Genomic DNA, 19472 nt, shown 5'->3' on the forward strand with positions numbered 1-19472 from the left:
AATTAGGCTTTTACGTGTTTAAAACCGTACATTTACCGTGATTTCACAAAGCAAAGGTATGCAAAAAAGGTGGTTACTGAAACCCAAAAATAATGCGGAAGCGACCCGACATTTACGCGATGAACTCGGAGTAAGTGACGTAGTTGCCAACCTTTTAGCTTATCGGAAAATCGAAACCTACGAAGGCGCACGGGAATTTTTCAGACCTTCCTTGTCATATTTGCACGATCCATTCCTGATGAAAGATATGGACGTAGCGATCGCCCGAATTACACAAGCTATCACGAATAAGGAAAAGATCTTGGTGTACGGCGATTATGACGTAGATGGCACTACGGCTGTATCGATCGTGTACACCTTTTTTCATCAATTCCACACCAAATTAGCCTATTACATTCCTGACCGCTATGCGGAAGGTTATGGCATTTCGTACCAAGGTATTGATTACGCGCAGGAGCACGGTTACACCTTGATCATCGCTTTGGATTGTGGCATCAAAGAAATCGAAAAAGTAGCTTACGCAAAAGAAAAAGGCATTGATTTTATCATCGGAGATCATCACTTGCCGGGCGACACGATTCCTGATGCATTAGCTGTGCTCGATCCAAAACGCGTAGATTGCGACTATCCGTACAAAGAACTGTCGGGTTGCGGCATTGGCTTCAAAATCATACAAGCCTTCATCCAGTCGAATGATATGGATATGGAAATGGCTTACCAATATTTGGATTTAGTGGCGGTGAGCATTGCCTCAGACATCGTACCGATCACCGGAGAAAATCGCTTGCTGTGCCATTTCGGCTTGCAAAAGCTGAATAGCAATCCTTCTTTCGGCATCCGTGCCTTGATCGAATTATCCAACAATCGAAAAGATTTTTTTACGGTCAATGATATTGTATTTCAAATAGGCCCACGCATCAATGCCGCTGGCCGCATTGAACATGCGAAAGACGCCGTAAAACTGCTGACTTCTAAATCTGTGGCAGATGCGCTGGTATTCTCCGAAAAGGTGAACTTGCAAAATAATGAGCGTAAAGATGTAGATCTTCGAATTACCGAAGAGGCCATGGCACTCATTGCAGACGACGAGTCGCTGCAAAAGCGTAATTCGACCGTACTCTACAAAGCAGATTGGCATAAGGGCGTGATCGGTATTGTGGCATCAAGACTTACGGAGAAATATTACCGACCGACCATCATCTTGACACAAACCAATGGGCATGTAGCCGGTTCTGCACGTTCGGTGTTGGGATTTGACCTGTATCAAGCGCTCGAATCCTGCAGTGATTTGTTGGAGCAATTCGGCGGACATAAGTATGCTGCTGGCATGACTATGCCGGTAGAAAATGTCGCTTTGTTTCAACAGCGCTTTGAAGAGGTGGTCACACAAAGCATCACACCGGAGATGCTTACGCAGGAAATTTCCATTGACCTGGCGATACATTTGAAGGAGATCGATGCGAAACTCTTTCGTTTACTAAAACAATTTGAGCCTTACGGGCCACAAAATGAACAGCCGACCTTTATCTCTAAAGGCGTCACGGTACAAGGGCAGGCTCATATTGTGGGCGCAAACCATATCAAGATGACTGTTATACAAGAAGATAGCGCGCCATTTTCTTGCATCGCCTTCGGCTTATCAGAACATATTGCGCATATCAATGCGGGTAAGCGGTTTGATATTTGCTATACCATTGAAGAAAACACCTGGAAAACTCGGAAGAATTTACAGTTGAACATTAAGGCAATTCGATATTAACCGATATATTTGTAGGTGAAGAAGTTGGATACATGATACTAAAAGCGGAACACCTAGTTAAAAAATATCGGCAACGTACGGTTGTAAATGATGTCTCATTTCAAGTGGAGCAAGGCGAAATCGTTGGTCTTTTAGGACCAAACGGTGCCGGAAAAACGACTTCATTTTACATGATCGTGGGCTTAATTAAACCTAACGACGGGCACGTTTACCTAGACGATGTAGATATCACTCAAGATGCCATGTATCAACGCGCGCAGCGCGGAATCGGATATTTGGCGCAGGAAGCATCTGTCTTCCGCAAAATTACGGTGGAAAATAACATTCTGGCTGTATTAGAGATACACTACCCCAACAAACAGGAACGCAAAGAAAAACTTGAGGAATTATTGACCGAGTTTAGCCTGCACCGTGTCCGCAAAAACCGAGGCGACTTACTTTCCGGTGGGGAACGCAGACGTACAGAAATTGCGCGCGCATTAGCGGCTAATCCCAGCTTTATTTTACTAGATGAGCCTTTTGCCGGTGTAGACCCGATTGCCGTGGAAGAAATTCAGACGATCGTAGCCAAACTGAAAACCAAGAACATTGGAATTTTGATCACCGACCACAATGTGCAGGAAACGCTTTCGATCACGGATCGTGCCTATTTATTGACCGAAGGTAAGATCATGCTAACAGGTACGCCCGAGGAAATCGCGGACAACGAATTGGCGCGTAAGTTTTATCTCGGTCGACATTTTGAGTTGAGAAGAAAAAAACTCTAAATTAGTAGCAACCGACATTACACTAAACCTATATGGCCATTCTAAATTCATTATTCACATGGTTTATGAAAAAGCGCATTCATCAGATTGAGCTTTTTATGAAATATCCGCATGATGTGCAAGAGGAATGGTTTCAGAGCTTGATATCTACTGCGGAAGCAACGGAATGGGGCAAACAACACGATTATAAGAGCATTTTTTCGGTCGAAGACTTTAAGAACCGCGTACCGATACAAACGTACGACTCAATCAAAGGACATGTAGACCGGATGATCAAGGGAGAGCAAAATATCCTATGGCCTTCGGATATCAAGTGGTTCGCAAAATCTTCGGGAACTACCGCCGATCGCAGCAAGTTTATCCCCGTTAGTCGAGAAGCCTTGGATGAATGCCATTATCAAGGTGGCAAGGATATGCTTTCAATCTATTGCCATAATAGACCAGAAAATAAAGTATTTACCGGCAAATCGGTGGTGATTGGTGGATCTTCGCAATTCAACAATTTTAGCAGTGATTCTTATTCCGGCGATTTATCCTCGATCTTGATTCGTAATCTGCCATTCTGGGCAGAATTCAAGCGAACTCCAACATTGGAAGTAACGCTAAACCCGAACTTCGAAGACAAGATCGATCAGATTGCGCGCATCACTATCGAAGAAGATGTCACCAGTTTGGCTGGCGTACCTACCTGGAATATCGTGATGGCGCAGCGTATTTTAGAAATTACAGGTAAAAGCAACTTACTAGAGGTGTGGCCCAACTTAGAATTCTACGGCCATGGCGGCGTAAGTTTTAAACCGTACCGCGAAGAATTCAAACGATTGATTCCTTCGGCTGACATGTATTACCTCGAGAATTACAATGCATCAGAAGGATATTTCGGTATTCAGGATCAATCCGATTCTGAAGACTTGTTATTGATGTTGGATTACGGAATTTATTATGAATTTCTTCCCATGGAAAACATCGGCGATGCTGAACCCAAAACCTACAGTTTAGGTGAAGTAGAATTGGGTAAAAATTATGCTTTAATCATATCTACGAATGCGGGATTGTGGCGCTACATGATTGGTGACACGATCAAATTCACGTCTTTATCGCCCTATAGATTTCAAATATCCGGGCGTACGACTGCTTATATTAATACGTTTGGAGAAGAATTAATCGTGGATAATGCGGATCAGGCTATTCAAGCCGCAAGTGTGGCTACGGGAGCGACGGTAAAGGATTATACAGCTGGGCCGGTCTATTTTGATAGCGGTAAAGCTGGCGCACACGAATGGGTTATTGAATTTGTGCAGCAGCCTAGCTCCTTCAGGGAATTTTGCGAAGTATTAGACGCTAAATTACGAGAGATAAATTCGGACTATGATGCTAAGCGTCATAAAGATATGGCATTGACTTTTCCCATTGTACATAATGCACCTGTCAATACTTTCTATCAATGGATGAAATCTAGGGGAAAGTTAGGCGGACAAAATAAAGTTCCTCGCCTAGCGAATGATCGCACTTATATAGACCCTATTTTAGTGGAAATACGCATGAATGATCAGTTGGGTCGAACCGCAACTTTGTAGAGGTAGACAAAATATCCAGCAATAAACTGAATCATATTCACCTTCTTATTTTGTTTAACACCCTCGTTTTGAAGCATCTGCGTAGTATTCATCTTAATTATTATTGTTGATTCTCTTCTATTAAACGCGAACCGCTTGAATCTGCTACAAAGGTATGTTAATTTTATCCCAAATACAATAAATTTATTTTAACGACGTTGCGCTCAGCGAAAAAGAAATCGTCTCAATTCTATTTTTTTCCCTAAATTGCAGGCATTCAGCACAAATAATTTAGCAATGAGCAATACTAATATTCGTATAGAGCAAACACAACAGTCTAGGCTACCCGCCGTTGATTTTGACAATTTGGTTTTCGGCAAGATTTTATCTGACCACATGCTTGTTGCTGAATACAGCAATGGCAATTGGAATGAAGTGAGCATCGTACCTTATGGGAATATTTCGATCAGCCCGTCTATGTCCGCATTGCATTACGGTCAATCCATCTTTGAAGGCGTTAAGGCATATAAACTCAACGACGGCAGGGTGAGTATCTTCAGACCAGATCAAAACTGGGAACGTTTTAACAAATCTGCGGCAAGATTGCAGATGCCAGAGGTGCCGAAAGAAATCTTTTTAGATGGCTTGAAGCAATTGCTGGAATTAGATCAAAACTGGGTTCCTAGCAAAGATGGTGCTTCATTATACATTCGCCCATTTATGTTTGCTACGGAAGCGGCGCTGGGCGTACATCCATCGGATTCATATAAGTTTATCATTATTACAGGGCCAGTTGGTGCGTACTACAGCAAGCCAATTAGTTTAAAAGTTGAAACGCACTATACACGCGCAGCAGATGGCGGGGTTGGCTTTTCCAAAAATGCTGGAAACTATGCATTAGCCTTGTACCCAACAGAGTTGGCGCACAAGGAAGGTTACGATCAGGTGATGTGGACTGATGCCCGCGACCATAAGTACATAGAGGAAGCTGGAACGGCAAATTTACTTTTCCGTATCGGCGATACGATTATCACACCACATGGCGACACCATTTTGCATGGTGTTACGCGTCGTACCATCATTGAGCTAGCGGACAAATGGGGATTGAAAACAGAACAACGCAAGGTGTCTGTAGCTGAACTAATCGAAGGTATTGAATCTGGTGCGGTCACAGAAGCTTTTGCTGCCGGTACTGCGGCAACTATTACGCATATCTCTAAAATTGGGTACGATGGTAAGGATTACGAATTGCCACCGGTAGAGACGCGAGAATTTTCGAATAAGGTATTTCAATACTTGAATGATCTTCGCTATGGCAAGATTGAAGATCCATTTGGATGGAACTTCATCGTCTAAATGATTTTATAGCAAAAAAGAACGCTCCTCTTTTAGAAAGAGGAGCGTTTTTCATGTATGGGTATTAGGATATTAAAGTTGCATAGCTGCTAAGAGCAAATTCAGCTGTTTTTCCGACAGCCAATTGCCCATGGTCTCGCGCATTTTCGCTTCCATCTCACGTCGCGTCATCGCAGTAGCGCGCTTGCCACCGATGTTGGTTTTAATTACTGGAGAAGAGAAATCTACTTTGGTGGCGTACATGTTAAAATGTTGCTCTGGAACGACCAACCCCAAAATCATTCCCGGCAGACCGTGCATTACATTGGGCCCGGCAGACAAAGGAATTTGATCCGTGTAAAACGCAACCACATAAACCGAATCTAAGACGACACCATTGGCACGACGACACGAATAACCAGCGATTTCACGGTATTCATCCGTAATTTTCCATTTCACATTCAACAGTGAATCTTTGACATAAATATTGGAGCCAGCCAAGTCGAAAGAGGATTGTGCCTCATCTGTCTTAATATTCTGATAGGCGGTATTTTGGTAATCCACCAAGCCCATATTAAGTAGGTTAGTGACGATTGGATTCATCGTTTCCTTGATGGGTTCCCAGTTGGTTTCTTGGCCACTAAAGGACAACTTTTTCTTCAACACAATGGTTTCGCTCACCTTAGGGATCAGTTCTTCGATAAAGCGCTTTTGAAAGTCGCCATCTTTCAAGGAATTAACGTGGCGTTTGAGTAAGTTTTTAATGTGCACCGTCTTATCAAAGGTAATCACTCCTTCTTGCGGAAAGTAGGCGTACTGTGCTGTAGCCGAATACATGGGCAACAACGCGACAAGCACCAATAGCTGTAATATCTTTTTCATTGTTTGATTTTTCATCGTCATTAAATTCTACTAATTAATCGGCAGACATGCCTCCCATCATACTGAAGTCCCAAGATACTTTTACCATAAAGAAACGGGAGATCGTATTGTAATTCTGCTGAGAAATCATACCTGCTTGCTGAAAACGGCTGAAACCAATATTTTGATTAAACACATCGTTTACGTATACTTCCGCCGTCAACGTTTCATTCTTCAGGAAGCGTTTTGAAACACCTGGAGTAAAGATAAACCGTTTGAAGCTCTGATCGAATACTTCAGTAGGTGCTTCGTACGTATAGTTTCCTGTCCCGTATAGCTGTATTTTCCATGGCAAATAAGCTTTAAACCAAATATTGGAGCCCAAGGTAAAACCAGAGCTATTGAATTGTGGCTGTAGAGACGAAGCTAAGCGTCTCCATCCTGGATTCACCCCAACACGGAAGTCAATGGATTTCGTGGTATTTCTTTCAATGTTCAAATCAAAACCATAGTTGTAATTCTGGTTTCTATTCAGGTCACCATTCAAGAAATTGTAGTTGTCATTAATATTACCATTCACACCATAGCGCGCATCAATTTTGTATTTTTTGATCAAGGTTCTACCCATGCCGGTCCAGATATTGGCATTGTTGTTTACCCGTTCGCGCATATTATCAAAGATGATGGTTCGCACACCCGACTCACTGATGTTTACGTTCTGCTGAATTGCATTATACTGCTGAGAAAATCCAACCGAAGCAAAAACCCACGTGTTTTTCAATAGATCCCAAGAGTTGTAAGACAAATTATAGCTATTGCTCTGAGCCGGAGTCAAATCAGCATTACCTTGTACAATATTCAATGGATCATTATTCTGGCGCAGAGGCTGAATCTGCGTTAATGATGGCAGGATATTATTTCGGTTGAAATTGAGACTAATCATCTTCGCTTTCGTTATGTTATAACGAATGCGCGCAGAGGGATTATAGGTAAGAAAACCACGATCCAGCTCCATATTCTGATGATTATTGCGCTGGAATAAATCATCATTACGCAGATTATTATTAAAGTTAAATTCGATCTTATCCGATTTGTAACCGACGGAAAGATCACCGGCATTACGAACAGTATTGAAGTTAAAGTCATTACTAAATTCTTCATCAAACACCGTGTAATCGCCATTAGCATCTGCATTGAATGAATTGTTAATGGAATGGGTCTTAGAATTATTAAATGTATACCCGATCGATGTCCTCCATTTGTCGGTAATAGGCTCCGTGTACGTAGCAGATGTTTGCAAGTTATTGGAGTTCCGCGCTATGTCTTTGTACTGATCCGTAATATTGGTATTTACCAATGTCCCATCTGCATTAAATTGATTTGTGGTAGCATCTAGAAATGAATCACCGGTATCATCTGCGACGTTTCCCGCTACGCGTAATGATAACGAGCGACCAACTTTGTTAAATTTGCGCGTGAGCAAACCGTCGTAAGTGATATTAGAGGTCTTTGCATCGGTGACTAATCGAGTTGTATTATCATTAATACGCACGTTTGCTTCGTTGACACTAAACGCTTCGCTATAATCATTGGATTGGCGTTGTCCGCGTGTACCAGATAACTTCACGATCAAGGTGGTTAATGAATCGATATTCCAATCGTATCTACCATTGAAGCGATGACGTTGATTCTCGACATAGTTATCGCTTAACGTATTTTGATTAAATGTGCCGTTAGGTAAATTTTGCTGACTCAATCCCGTCGTAATTTCATTGTTTTCAATGCGGCCGAACTTGTAGCTGAGGTTGAGCTTACTGTTTCTTTTGCCTAAGCGATCCATAAAGCTGACACCCGTGTTAATAGCTTTAGGACGACCGCGACCGTTCCAGTAACTAAATTCATCGCCACCGCTTCCAAAAAACATCATAGAACCATCATCCGACATCTGCATTTGGTCATTTTCCAGTCCGAACTTTTCTTCATCTTGCCAACCGAGGCTCACTGTTCCGTCATTAGAAGTTAGACCATAAGCAGCGATTTTACGCGATCCCTTAAATTTATTGACGGCGACCTTACCCATATAGAAGTCATCATTACCGACCGCACCTTCTACTTTTCCAAACATGCCGTTTTTAGCATCTTCTTTTAGCGTGACATTGATGGTCTGAATACGTTCGCCATCATCTACACCCGTACGTTCTGCCAAATCAGATTTCTTTTCATATACCTGTACCTTATCGACCATATCCGAACGAATATTGCGGGTCACTAGAGTGGGATCATCTCCAAAAAACTCTTCACCATCTAGCAATACTTTCTCTACCGTCTTTCCCTGAGCCGTAATTTTACCTGCCGCATCGACGGTAATACCTGGAAGTACTTTTAACAAATCTTCGACTTTAGCATTTTTCTCGGTGGTAAAACTACCTGCATCATATTCAATCGTATCACCTTTAATAACCACAGGAATACGACCGGTGATCATGACTTCCTCAATTAAGTTGGCTACGCCAGTAAGTCCGACTTCCCCAATATCGACGTTGCCAGCACCTTTCTCCAAAAGCTGAGAGAACGAACCATATTTTGGGTAACTAATCATCAAAAGATAATCTTGCGAATCGGATTTTGTCAAACTAAAGCGGCCGGCTTCGTCCACTCGGGTAAAGTCTACTAAAATAGAATCCTTCGCTTGCAACAGCATAACCGTGGCGTTTTGAAGACCGGTTTTATCGGTATCGTCTACCACTTTACCGCCTACTTTGGATTGCGCGTACCCTCCCAAGGCACACAAGAATGTTAGCACAATTACTAAAGGAATAGTAAATTTTTTCATGTATTAAATTAGTTTTATCAGTCAGTCGGGTGCAGAATTATCCTTCTTACAGCATGCACATTTTTTCTTTCACAGTAGACTATGAACCCTTCTATTAAACTTTGTCGCGCGAAAGCGAATAATGTTACAATTTTTAACAAAAAATATTTCAGTAGTTTTGTGGAAACACAACAAGTCATGCAAAAAATTAAAGATTATGTATCGGCGAACACCGATCGCTTCTTGGCTGAATTATTTGAGCTATTACGTTTCCCATCAGTAAGTGCTGATCCTAAATTCAAGGAAGATGTCGTAAAAACGGCTGCTTTCGTTGCACAGAAATTAGAAGAAGCTGGCGCAGACAAAGTAGAAGTTTGTGAAACGGCTGGTTACCCAATCGTATATGGAGAGAAATTAATTGATCCGAACTTGCCAACCGTATTGGTATACGGACACTACGATGTTCAACCAGCGGACCCATTAGAATTGTGGGATACACCTCCTTTTGAGCCTACGGTACGCGACGGTAAGATTTATGCGCGTGGCGCGGCCGATGATAAAGGACAGTTTTACATGCACGTAAAGGCATTCGAATACATGATGCGCGAGCAAGAGCTACCTTGTAATATTAAATTCATGATCGAAGGCGAGGAAGAAGTTGGTTCTTCGAACTTAGGTACATTCGTCAAAGAAAACAAAGAGCGTCTTAGTGCTGATGTGATTGTCATCTCTGACACGGCGATGATCAGCTTAGAGCAGCCATCTATCGAAACTGGGCTGCGTGGACTTTCTTATGTAGAAGTTGAAGTGACTGGACCAAATCGCGATTTGCACTCCGGTGTTTATGGTGGCGCTGTAGCCAATCCAGCGACCATCTTATCGAAAATGATTGCTTCATTGCACGATGAAAACAATCATATTGCCATTCCGGGCTTCTACGATGATGTGGTAGAATTATCGGACGCAGAACGAAAAGCACTCAATGAAGCACCATTTGATGTAGAAGAATATAAGGCTGATCTTGGAGTAAATGAGATCTGGGGCGAAGCGGGCTACTCTTCTATTGAGCGAGCTGGTACAAGACCAACCTTGGAAGTGAACGGTATCTGGGGCGGATATATTGGTGAAGGTGCGAAAACGGTATTACCTTCTAAAGCATTTGCTAAGATCTCTATGCGTTTGGTACCTAATCAGAACTCAGCGCGCATCACCGAACTTTTCCAATCACATTTTGAAGGTATTGCTCCAAAATCGGTAAAGGTAAAGGTAACACCGCATCACGGGGGTGAACCGGTGGTAACACCGACGGACAGCATCGCATACAAAGCAGCAGAAAAAGCCCTGCACGAGACATTTGGCAAAATGCCTATTCCGACTCGTGGTGGTGGATCGATTCCGATCGTCGCCTTATTTGAGAAAGAATTGGGCATCAAGACTGTTCTTTTAGGATTTGGTTTGGATAGCGACAACCTGCACTCTCCAAATGAGAAATATGGAATCGACAATTACCTGAAAGGTATTGAGACGATTCCATTGTTTCACAAATACTTTACAGAGTTAAGTAAATAATCAAGAGGGTTCAGGGCAGTCAGCTTACGAACCCCTTTCACTTGATTTAAGATTTTTTTTGGACGGCTCACTAATCAGAGCCACTCGCTACATGAAGCTATTTTTTCGGAAGGCACATCGCATATACTATTTGAGTATGGTATTTTTATGCTTTTTACTCTGCTTGCCAATTCTTTTGGTATTGGCGCGCAAACCTGAACGGTATTACAATCAGCTGGTTTTTTTTCGCAAATGGATTAGCGTCATAAGTGCGGCCGCAGCCGGAATTCGTTTTCAATTTCATTTTGAAGTGCCCATAGATTGGTCTCGCCCTTATGTGCTATGCCCCAATCACACCTCTATACTGGATATATCGGTGTTGACGCATTTGTGTCCACAGCCGTTTTCGTTCTTGGGAAAAGTAGAATTATTGCGCAATCCGGTAACTGCCATTTTTTTTCGCAGTATTGATGTTCCAGTAGATCGAAGCAATAGAATGTCCTCCTTTCGGGCTTTTCAGCGAGGAAGTGAAATACTCAAAAAAGAACGTTCGCTGGTCGTTTTCCCCGAAGGGAAAATCGATGATGAATACCCGCCACGTTTACACCCATTCAAGTCAGGACCTTTTCGATTAGCAAAAGACAATCAAGTGCTGGTATTGCCTATCGTGATACACAATGCCTGGCAGTTATTATGGGATGATGGCGGCAAATATGGGTCGAGGCCTGGCACTATTCATATCTCCGTGCTAAAACCTATCGCGGCAGACCATCTAATGACCGAAAATTTAGACTCTATAGCAGATTTGACCTACAATCGTATGCAAGAAACCCTATGTCACGAAAAAAATAATTACCTGTAAAATAGATAGTTACTATTTAATAGGACAGCATTCCGTGATAAGACTTGCATAAAACAACTATTTTGCTACTTTTGCGAAAAGTAACAAGCTTAAATAGAGAAGACTATGTATTGGACACTTGAATTAGCTTCGCATTTGGAAGATGCGCCGTGGCCTGCTACGAAAGACGAGTTAATTGACTACGGAATTCGTTCAGGAGCACCGGTAGAGGTTATTGAAAATCTACAGGCACTGGAAGACGATGGTGAGCCATACGAAAATATCGAAGAGATATGGCCAGACTATCCGACAAAGGATGATTTCTTCTTCAACGAAGATGAATACTAGACCTTAAAAAGCCGCTTGACACGAAATCAAGCGGCTTTTGTTTTATCGCGTTGTCGTATCTCCGCGCGAAGACGACGTGGGGGAACAAGTCGTTGCGAAGCCTAGTAACGAGGCTGTGGCAGTTTAAGTTATTAACCTTATCAACCGTCTATCAACTCCTTTCTTTAATCCTTTCCACCAAATCCCTGTCTAACAAAAAACACCGGAATGAAAAAGACTTTATTGGCGCTCCTAATATCGATTGTCAGCTTACCGCTTTTTGCGCAGATGCGCATTAATCGCGACAAAACGCCGCAAACGAAAGCCATGCAAATCAATACGGATACAGTCGCCGCACCGACAACGCGATCCAATAGCTTACGCACCGCACAACAGTTTATCGCAGATTTGGCCAATCCGGATCTCGCTTTGGACATTGTACTAAGTAAGCACGTTCTCGTACAAGATGCTGATGATGAAATGTATGATTATTTACTAGCCAGCTTGGCGGAAATACGACTGAACCTGATGAGCAAGCGCATCGAAGATATTCGATACGTAACCTACCAGGAGATGCCACGCAAGGAGGTGGCGGACATTGATACCGAAGGAAAAAATACTGCGGATATGGTCTTTCTGTACTCTGGTAAGCGCCAAATGACTGCTTTATTAACACAAAATAATAAGATTGCCTCTTTCACACTAGTATCTAAAGGAGGAAATCGTGCACATTTTGTGACGTATTGATTGTCAAATTATTTGTTTTATCAAAAACTATTCGCAATATTTGTTTTACAGAAACATGAGAAATTACAGTACATTTAAAGCTTGGTGGTGGCATAACGGATAACGTTGTGGCAACATCCTATGTCTTCAAAATTATACTGATAGAAATAGTGGGCTTGCCTTTTTGGCAAGCCTTTTTTTATGATCTGAAGGCGCTTGATAAACAGAACTGAATCAACAAGCGTACTTCAAACGGCGTGATAAAACGCGAAACAAATACAGATGAAAGAAATATTATCCCATCTATTCGAATACAAATCCTTCGACCGCAAGGAGGCTTATGATATATTGACCAATATTGCCACGGGCAAATATGATAGTCACCAGATTGCGGCTTTTATGACTACTTATGGCATGCGCAGCATCCGAGTAGAAGAATTACAGGGATTTCGCGACGCGATGTACGACCTATGTCTTAAGGTAGAGTTCCCGGGTTATCGACTCATCGACATGTGCGGTACGGGCGGAGATGGAAAAGACACCTTTAACATTTCGACGTTAGCGTCCTTTGTCGTTGCAGGAGCAGGCTATCACGTCGCCAAACATGGCAATGTGGGCGTATCTTCTGGGTGCGGATCTTCTAACGTGATGGAATTATTGGGCTACACATTTACCAGCGATCGCGATGCTTTACAAAAGCAGTTGGATGAAGCCAATATTTGCTTCTTACACGCTCCCCTCTTCCACCCGGCGATGAAAACCGTAGCGCCGATTCGTCGCGCATTGGGTGTCAAAACCTTTTTCAATATGCTAGGGCCATTGACCAATCCGGCAAATCCAGAATTTCAATCCGTTGGCGTGTTCAGTTTAGAATTGGCTCGCTTGTATGCATACCTTTATCAAGGTGGCGAAAAGAAATACAGCATTATGCATGCGCTGGATGGCTACGATGAGATCTCCCTAACAGGCGATTTTAAAGTGATCGACAATGCGGGCGAGCATTACTTTCAAGTTTCCGATCTTGGCTTCGATCCGGTCTTGGCAGAACAGATTGGCGGCGGCAGCAATCCAGCTGAATCCGCAGCTGTTTTTCGCAAGATCATTGACGGAGAAGGAACTGATGCGCAAAATCAGGTGGTTTTGACCAACGCGGCCTTTGCCATCAAAACATTAGAACCAGAGAAAACTTTCGGAGATTGTTTTTACGAGGCAGAATCATCCTTATTAGGAAAGAAAGCGCTTAATAGCTTATTGAAGTTGACCAATGGATAGGAAATTAGTGGTAAAGGTCTGTGGAATGAAGGAAGCGAGTAATATCGCATCCTTACTTCAATTGCCGGTAGATTTTATCGGCCTGATCTTTTATGCAAAATCGCCAAGATTTGTTGGAAATTTAGATCCGCAGATTTTCGATCAATACAACATACGCAAAGCGGGCGTTTTCGTTGATCAGCCACTGGAAGAAATACTAGAAAAGCAGCAAGCATTTCAGCTGGATGTGATACAATTGCACGGGCAGGAATCTCCAACGTTTTGTCAAGCGTTAAAAAACAAAGGCTTGACGGTTTGGAAAGCTTTCGGCGTAAATACGGAATTCGACTTCGGCATACTGGATGCGTACAGCGATGTGGTAGATCTATTTCTCTTTGACACAAAAACACCGGCACATGGCGGTAGCGGTAATACTTTTGACTGGGATTTGTTAGACCAATACAGTGGAAAAACTCCTTATCTGCTGAGCGGTGGTATCGGCGTACATAACTTGGCGTCCGCGTTAGAACAAAAAGATAGTAGAATGGTCGGGCTGGATCTAAACTCCAAACTGGAAATTGCCCCCGGCCTCAAAGACATAGATTTAGTACAAAAAGCACTCAAAATAATTCATCATGAGCCAATATCAAGTAGATAGTCGGGGATATTATGGTCCGTTTGGCGGAGCGTACGTACCCGAAATGCTTTACCCGAATGTAGAGGAACTACAAAATGAATATCAAAACATCATCCAAGACCCCAGCTTTCGGGAGGATTTTATCAAATTGCTAAAAGATTACGTGGGTCGGCCTTCGCCTTTGTATTTGGCGAATCGTTTATCTGAAAAATATGGTGCACGCATCTTTTTGAAAAGAGAAGATCTTAATCATACGGGCGCGCATAAAATCAACAATACCATTGGCCAAATTTTGCTGGCTGAGCGCTTAGGCAAAAAACGCATTATCGCCGAAACGGGCGCTGGCCAACATGGTGTGGCAACAGCGACTGTTTGTGCGCTGAAAGGTTTGGAATGCGTGGTGTATATGGGCGAGATCGATATTGAACGCCAAGCGCCCAACGTTGCTCGTATGAAAATGATGGGCGCCACCGTAGTACCCGCTACGTCGGGCAGCAAAACTTTGAAAGATGCGACAAACGAAGCATTACGCGATTGGATCAATAATCCGGTAGATACGCATTATATCATTGGCTCAGTCGTTGGACCGCATCCTTATCCCGATATGGTCGCGCGTTTTCAATCCATCATTTCAGAAGAAACGCGCAAACAATTGGTCGAGCAAACAGGCAGCAGCCATGCTGATCACGTTATAGCCTGCGTTGGTGGTGGCTCGAATGCGGCCGGCATGTTTTATCATTTCTTGGATGATGAAGCGGTGAATCTTATCGCCGTAGAAGCGGCAGGTCATGGCGTCAATTCGGGAGAATCGGCAGCGACGACCGCTTTAGGACGCGAAGGCGTATTGCACGGCAGTCGCTCGATCTTAATGCAAACCGAAGATGGCCAGGTCATTGAGCCCTACTCCATTTCAGCCGGATTGGATTATCCGGGAATCGGACCGCAGCATGCATGGTTGTTCAAAAGCGGACGCGGCACGTTTGTGAGCGCCACAGATGACGAAGCCATGCAGGCAGGATTGTTATTGACGAAGTTAGAAGGCATTATTCCCGCAATAGAAAGTGCCCATGCTTTGGCACATCTGGAGAAAATGACCTTCAAAGGCGACGAAACCGTGGTAGTTTGTCTGTCTGGCCGCGGCGACAAGGACTTGGATAATTACATGAAATACTTTGGCTTTTAAGAACACATGCGTACACTAGATCATACCCGAAAAACCTTACAAGGCGAACGCCTGTTATCCATTTATTACACGGCGGGCTACCCCACGTTGGAATCCACCTTAGACATCGCCGCGACTTTAGAAAAAAGCGGAGCGGATTTCTTGGAAATCGGCATTCCTTATTCGGATCCCGTAGCCGATGGCCCCGTGATTCAGGAAAGCTCACAGAAAGCCTTGCAAAATGGCATGTCACTAAAAGTGCTATTTGAACAGCTGAAACCATTACGCGAACAGGTACAAATTCCCGTCTTCTTGATGGGCTATTTCAATACGATACTGCAGTACGGCGTCGAAAAATTTTGTGCGGATTGTCAAGCGGTCGGCGTAGATGGGGCGATCATTCCAGATCTTCCTCTGTACGAATACGAGGAGATGTATCAGCCCATTTTTGAAAAATACGGTATCAGCAATGTATTCTTGGTCACGCCGCAAACTTCGGATGAACGGATTCGTAAGATCGATGCCCTAAGCACGAGCTTCATCTATTTATTGAGCTCTAATGCGACCACAGGTAAACAACTACAGGTTGAAGATCGTTCGGAAGCCTATTTTGCCCGTATCAAAAACATGGGATTATCTTCCCCGATCGTGATTGGATTTGGCATCTCTAACCGAGAAACGCATCAAAAAGCAACAAATTATGCCAATGGCGCAATCGTCGGAACGGCTTTTGTGAGGGTATTAGGGAAAGAAAATGTAGCGGCGACTGATATTTCAGAATTCATTGCTTCGTTTAAATAAAAACCTAAGTCCACATGAAAAGATTGTACATCATTCGTCACGGAAAAGCTGAAGATCCCAATTTTTCGAAGCGCGATTTCGACCGTAATTTAGTAGAAAGAGGGAAGCAAGATGCCTTGCGCATAGCGAATGATATCGTGCAGAATAGCACTTTTGATGATAATACCTTGGTAGTTTCCTCCTCTGCAAATCGGGCTATTGAAACGGCCGAACTGATGTGCCCGACATTCAATTATCCTACAGATCAGATCAAACAGGCCGTAGAGATTTACGAAGCACATCATCTGGATATCTTAAAAGTTATTAATGAGGTACCTGATCATGTGGCTACACTGCTCGTGTTCGGACATAACCCAGGGCTCTCTGCGCTAGTAAGTTACTTGACAGACGATTACGCAGAACTGAAAACGGCTAACGCTGCTTACCTAGAATTCCCAGATAACATGACTTTTGCACAGCTTTCCGGACAGACCGCAACGCTGAAGCACGTCTTTGAATAATCGTACTCATCCATCACCATCATGGCCAACAAACTAGCAAACGAACGCTCACCCTATCTTCGTCAACATGCACATAATCCCGTGGACTGGCATCCTTGGTCTGCCGAAGCATTGGAGAAAGCCAAAGCAGAAAACAAGCTCTTGATCGTGAGTATTGGCTATTCGGCTTGCCATTGGTGTCATGTGATGGAGAAGCAGAGTTTTGAGAATGAAGCCATCGCCCAGACGATGAACAAATTCTTTGTACCGATCAAAGTAGATCGCGAGGAGCGGCCTGATATCGATCAGATTTACATGATTGCCGTGCAGTTGATGACCAATGCGGGCGGCTGGCCGCTGCACGCCGTTTGCTTACCGGATGGACGGCCCATCTATGGTGGCACGTATTTCAAACCCCAAGATTGGCAAAACACCTTGTTGCAGATTGCCAAAATGTGGGAAGAAACACCAGAAATAGCGATCGAATACGCGGAAAAACTCACAGCGGGAATACATCAGGCAGAGCAACTGCCGATCAGTGCTATTCCAGAAAAGTATACGCTGGACGATTTGCAAGATATCGTACGACCGTGGAAAGCCACTTTTGATTATAAAGATGGCGGATACGATCGTGCTCCAAAATTCCCATTACCCAACAACTGGTTATTCTTTTTGCGCTTCGGCGCACTATCCAAAGATCAGGATCTTTTGGATCATGTACATTTTTCGTTAGAACAGATGGCCAATGGCGGCATTTACGATCATGTAGGTGGCGGATTTGCACGCTATTCGGTAGATGGCCGTTGGCATGTGCCGCATTTTGAAAAAATGTTGTATGACAATGCTCAACTCATCGGATTGTATAGCGAAGCTTACCAACAGCATCCCTCTGTACTGTATAAAAGAACGGTAGAAGAAACCATTTCTTGGTTGGTTCGCGAGATGAAAGCACCCAATGGCGGTTTTTATAGTGCCTTAGATGCCGATAGCGAAGGCGTAGAAGGAAAATATTATACCTTTAATCACGAAGAGTTTGATCTGCTCGGTGAAGATGCGGATCTTTTCCGCCACTATTACCACGTGACGCAGAAGGGAAACTGGGAAGAGGAAGCCACGAATGTACTGTATGTGAGTCACGGTGAAAAAGCGCTGATTCAAGAAGCAGGATTTACCGACGAGGAATGGCATGAGTATCTTCAAGAAATAAAACACAAGCTATATTCCTATCGGGAAAACCGTGTGCGACCTGCCCTCGATGATAAGCAGATTATCACTTGGAACGCACTTCTGATGAAAGGTTTTGTAGATGCTTTTCGCGTATTCGACAAACCAGAATACCTACAGCAAGCCATTGATATTGCCCATTTTATTCGCCAGCATGGCCTTACAGCCGACGGACAATTACTACATCAACCGGCAGATAAAAACCGAGAAATAGGTGGATTCCTAGATGATTATGCCTTTACCATCGAAGGTTTCACGAGCTTGTACGAAGCGACTTTCGATGAGCAATGGTTAGATTTTGCTAAGACGATCAGTGAGCAGGCTATCCAGCTATTCTACGATCCTGCCGCGCAGACATTCTATTACACCAGCTCAAGCAGCGAAAAGTTGATTGCAAGAAAGAGCGAAATCATGGATAACGTCATTCCTGCTTCAGCTTCTACCATGGTACGTCAGCTTTTTAAACTGGGGCTGCTATACGACAAACAAGAATGGACGGAGATCGCCGAACAAATATTTGCCAATGTATTTCCTTCTATAAAAAGGTATGGATCGGCTTACTCCAATTGGGCCATTCAGCTCACGGAGTTGGTGTACGGCATCAATGAAATTGCCCTTACCGGAAAAGATGCTACAGACTGGCGTAAGGAACTTGATCGACACTATGTTCCCAACAAATTGACACTCGGGGGAACAAAAAGTACACTTCCGTTGTTGTCTGATAGACAGGGTTTGGAATCAAAAGCCTACCTTTGTCGACATAGTACATGTAGTCTTCCGCAAGACTCCGTGAAATCAATACTAGAATTAATAAATCAGTAACGGGGAGTATTTAAGCTCCTCCTAAAACAAAAAAAATGGCAGTAGAAAACAACAACGTGGTTACGTTGAACTACACACTCCATACCGTGGAAGAAAACGGTGAGAAAACGTTCGTAGAACAAACTACCTCAGAAAATCCTTTGACATTTTTACATGGCGTAGGCATGATGCTTCCTAAGTTCGAGGAAAACATCACTGGTCTAGACGCTGGAGATAAGACTTCTTTTGAGCTAAATGCAGCAGATGCATACGGTGAGCGTGATGATAAAGCTATCGCACAATTGCCAGCAGATATGTTTGGCGAGATGGGTTTGCCACCTGTAGGTGAAGTATTGCCTTTGCAAGACAATGACGGAAACCAATTCCGTGCTGTCGTAGTAGAGGTTACTCCAGAAGCAGTGGTTGCCGATCTAAATCATCCAATGGCAGGTAAGAAATTGAATTTCGATATCGAGATTTTAAGTGTACGCCCAGCTACTGAAGAAGAGTTGTCTCACGGACATGCTCACGGTGCTGACGGTACAGAAGCTCACTAAACTAACATCAAAAAGCCACCAATTTGGT

At 43.4% G+C, this 19472-nt stretch carries 17 protein-coding genes; 15 read left to right on the plus strand and 2 right to left on the minus strand.

Features of this window, described 5'->3' with window-relative positions; genetic code table 11:
* The first annotated feature begins 58 nt into the window (after positions 1-58).
* The 4 genes from recJ (at position 59) to DC487_RS12160 (ending at position 5438) form a co-directional block, all read left to right on the plus strand.
* Entirely contained in the window at positions 59-1759 is a 1701-nt protein-coding gene (gene recJ, locus DC487_RS12145) for a single-stranded-DNA-specific exonuclease RecJ (protein ID WP_116776371.1), read from the plus strand.
* Between the two features lie 32 nt (positions 1760-1791).
* The gene (lptB, locus tag DC487_RS12150) at positions 1792-2526 is read left to right on the plus strand and encodes an LPS export ABC transporter ATP-binding protein (protein WP_116776241.1); all 735 of its coding nucleotides are present in this window, start codon (positions 1792-1794) and stop codon (positions 2524-2526) included.
* Positions 2527-2558: 32 nt separating this feature from the next.
* Positions 2559-4103, plus strand: coding sequence for a GH3 auxin-responsive promoter family protein (locus DC487_RS12155; protein ID WP_116776242.1), 1545 nt, complete (start codon positions 2559-2561; stop codon positions 4101-4103).
* A gap of 276 nt (positions 4104-4379) precedes the next feature.
* Positions 4380-5438 (plus strand): branched-chain amino acid aminotransferase, encoded by a 1059-nt coding sequence (locus DC487_RS12160; protein ID WP_116776243.1) that lies wholly within the window; start codon positions 4380-4382, stop codon positions 5436-5438.
* A gap of 72 nt (positions 5439-5510) precedes the next feature.
* Here DC487_RS12160 and DC487_RS12165 read toward each other — a convergent pair whose 3' ends face one another.
* Entirely contained in the window at positions 5511-6299 is a 789-nt protein-coding gene (locus tag DC487_RS12165) for a GLPGLI family protein (RefSeq protein WP_165799083.1), read from the minus strand.
* Between the two features lie 34 nt (positions 6300-6333).
* Complete coding sequence (locus DC487_RS12170; RefSeq protein WP_116776245.1) at positions 6334-9111, minus strand: outer membrane beta-barrel protein; 2778 nt, start codon at positions 9109-9111, stop codon at positions 6334-6336.
* A gap of 177 nt (positions 9112-9288) precedes the next feature.
* On the opposite strand from DC487_RS12170, the gene DC487_RS12175 reads away from it, so the two are divergent.
* From DC487_RS12175 to DC487_RS12225, 11 genes are all read left to right on the plus strand, one after another.
* On the plus strand, positions 9289-10659 hold the full coding sequence (locus DC487_RS12175) for a dipeptidase (protein WP_116776372.1): 1371 nt from the start codon (positions 9289-9291) through the stop codon (positions 10657-10659).
* 91 nt (positions 10660-10750) lie between these two features.
* Positions 10751-11500, plus strand: coding sequence for a lysophospholipid acyltransferase family protein (locus DC487_RS12180; RefSeq protein WP_116776246.1), 750 nt, complete (start codon positions 10751-10753; stop codon positions 11498-11500).
* A gap of 105 nt (positions 11501-11605) precedes the next feature.
* Positions 11606-11827 (plus strand): DUF2795 domain-containing protein, encoded by a 222-nt coding sequence (locus DC487_RS12185; protein WP_017258669.1) that lies wholly within the window; start codon positions 11606-11608, stop codon positions 11825-11827.
* A gap of 207 nt (positions 11828-12034) precedes the next feature.
* Positions 12035-12553, plus strand: a complete 519-nt coding sequence (locus DC487_RS12190; protein WP_133228556.1) for a hypothetical protein — start codon at positions 12035-12037, stop codon at positions 12551-12553.
* Between the two features lie 261 nt (positions 12554-12814).
* Entirely contained in the window at positions 12815-13804 is a 990-nt protein-coding gene (trpD, locus tag DC487_RS12195; RefSeq protein WP_116776248.1) for an anthranilate phosphoribosyltransferase, read from the plus strand.
* Positions 13797-14441 carry a phosphoribosylanthranilate isomerase gene (locus DC487_RS12200; protein WP_116776249.1) on the plus strand — a complete coding sequence of 215 codons (645 nt, stop codon included), beginning with the start codon at positions 13797-13799 and terminating at the stop codon, positions 14439-14441. The genes trpD and DC487_RS12200 overlap by 8 nt, the downstream gene beginning before the upstream one ends.
* Positions 14419-15603 (plus strand): tryptophan synthase subunit beta, encoded by a 1185-nt coding sequence (trpB, locus tag DC487_RS12205; protein WP_116776250.1) that lies wholly within the window; start codon positions 14419-14421, stop codon positions 15601-15603. The genes DC487_RS12200 and trpB overlap by 23 nt, the downstream gene beginning before the upstream one ends.
* A 6-nt stretch (positions 15604-15609) precedes the next feature.
* Positions 15610-16383 (plus strand): tryptophan synthase subunit alpha, encoded by a 774-nt coding sequence (trpA, locus tag DC487_RS12210; protein WP_116776251.1) that lies wholly within the window; start codon positions 15610-15612, stop codon positions 16381-16383.
* A gap of 14 nt (positions 16384-16397) precedes the next feature.
* Positions 16398-16883, plus strand: a complete 486-nt coding sequence (locus DC487_RS12215; protein ID WP_116776252.1) for a SixA phosphatase family protein — start codon at positions 16398-16400, stop codon at positions 16881-16883.
* A 21-nt stretch (positions 16884-16904) separates the two neighbouring features.
* Positions 16905-18908, plus strand: coding sequence for a thioredoxin domain-containing protein (locus DC487_RS12220; protein WP_116776253.1), 2004 nt, complete (start codon positions 16905-16907; stop codon positions 18906-18908).
* Between the two features lie 35 nt (positions 18909-18943).
* On the plus strand, positions 18944-19444 hold the full coding sequence (locus tag DC487_RS12225; RefSeq protein WP_116776254.1) for an FKBP-type peptidyl-prolyl cis-trans isomerase: 501 nt from the start codon (positions 18944-18946) through the stop codon (positions 19442-19444).
* Positions 19445-19472: the final 28 nt, after the last annotated feature.

It is taken from the genome of Sphingobacterium corticibacter (genome assembly GCF_003076635.1).
In the GTDB taxonomy this organism is placed as follows: domain Bacteria; phylum Bacteroidota; class Bacteroidia; order Sphingobacteriales; family Sphingobacteriaceae; genus Sphingobacterium; species Sphingobacterium corticibacter.

Coding starts and splice junctions, on each gene's coding strand:
- recJ (WP_116776371.1), top strand. CDS start 59: ATGCAAAAAAGGTGGTTACTGAAACCCAAAAATAATGCGGAAGCGACC.
- lptB (WP_116776241.1), top strand. CDS start 1,792: ATGATACTAAAAGCGGAACACCTAGTTAAAAAATATCGGCAACGTACG.
- DC487_RS12155 (WP_116776242.1), top strand. CDS start 2,559: ATGGCCATTCTAAATTCATTATTCACATGGTTTATGAAAAAGCGCATT.
- DC487_RS12160 (WP_116776243.1), top strand. CDS start 4,380: ATGAGCAATACTAATATTCGTATAGAGCAAACACAACAGTCTAGGCTA.
- DC487_RS12165 (WP_165799083.1), bottom strand. CDS start 6,299: ATGAAAAAGATATTACAGCTATTGGTGCTTGTCGCGTTGTTGCCCATG.
- DC487_RS12170 (WP_116776245.1), bottom strand. CDS start 9,111: ATGAAAAAATTTACTATTCCTTTAGTAATTGTGCTAACATTCTTGTGT.
- DC487_RS12175 (WP_116776372.1), top strand. CDS start 9,289: ATGCAAAAAATTAAAGATTATGTATCGGCGAACACCGATCGCTTCTTG.
- DC487_RS12180 (WP_116776246.1), top strand. CDS start 10,751: ATGAAGCTATTTTTTCGGAAGGCACATCGCATATACTATTTGAGTATG.
- DC487_RS12185 (WP_017258669.1), top strand. CDS start 11,606: ATGTATTGGACACTTGAATTAGCTTCGCATTTGGAAGATGCGCCGTGG.
- DC487_RS12190 (WP_133228556.1), top strand. CDS start 12,035: ATGAAAAAGACTTTATTGGCGCTCCTAATATCGATTGTCAGCTTACCG.
- trpD (WP_116776248.1), top strand. CDS start 12,815: ATGAAAGAAATATTATCCCATCTATTCGAATACAAATCCTTCGACCGC.
- DC487_RS12200 (WP_116776249.1), top strand. CDS start 13,797: ATGGATAGGAAATTAGTGGTAAAGGTCTGTGGAATGAAGGAAGCGAGT.
- trpB (WP_116776250.1), top strand. CDS start 14,419: ATGAGCCAATATCAAGTAGATAGTCGGGGATATTATGGTCCGTTTGGC.
- trpA (WP_116776251.1), top strand. CDS start 15,610: ATGCGTACACTAGATCATACCCGAAAAACCTTACAAGGCGAACGCCTG.
- DC487_RS12215 (WP_116776252.1), top strand. CDS start 16,398: ATGAAAAGATTGTACATCATTCGTCACGGAAAAGCTGAAGATCCCAAT.
- DC487_RS12220 (WP_116776253.1), top strand. CDS start 16,905: ATGGCCAACAAACTAGCAAACGAACGCTCACCCTATCTTCGTCAACAT.
- DC487_RS12225 (WP_116776254.1), top strand. CDS start 18,944: ATGGCAGTAGAAAACAACAACGTGGTTACGTTGAACTACACACTCCAT.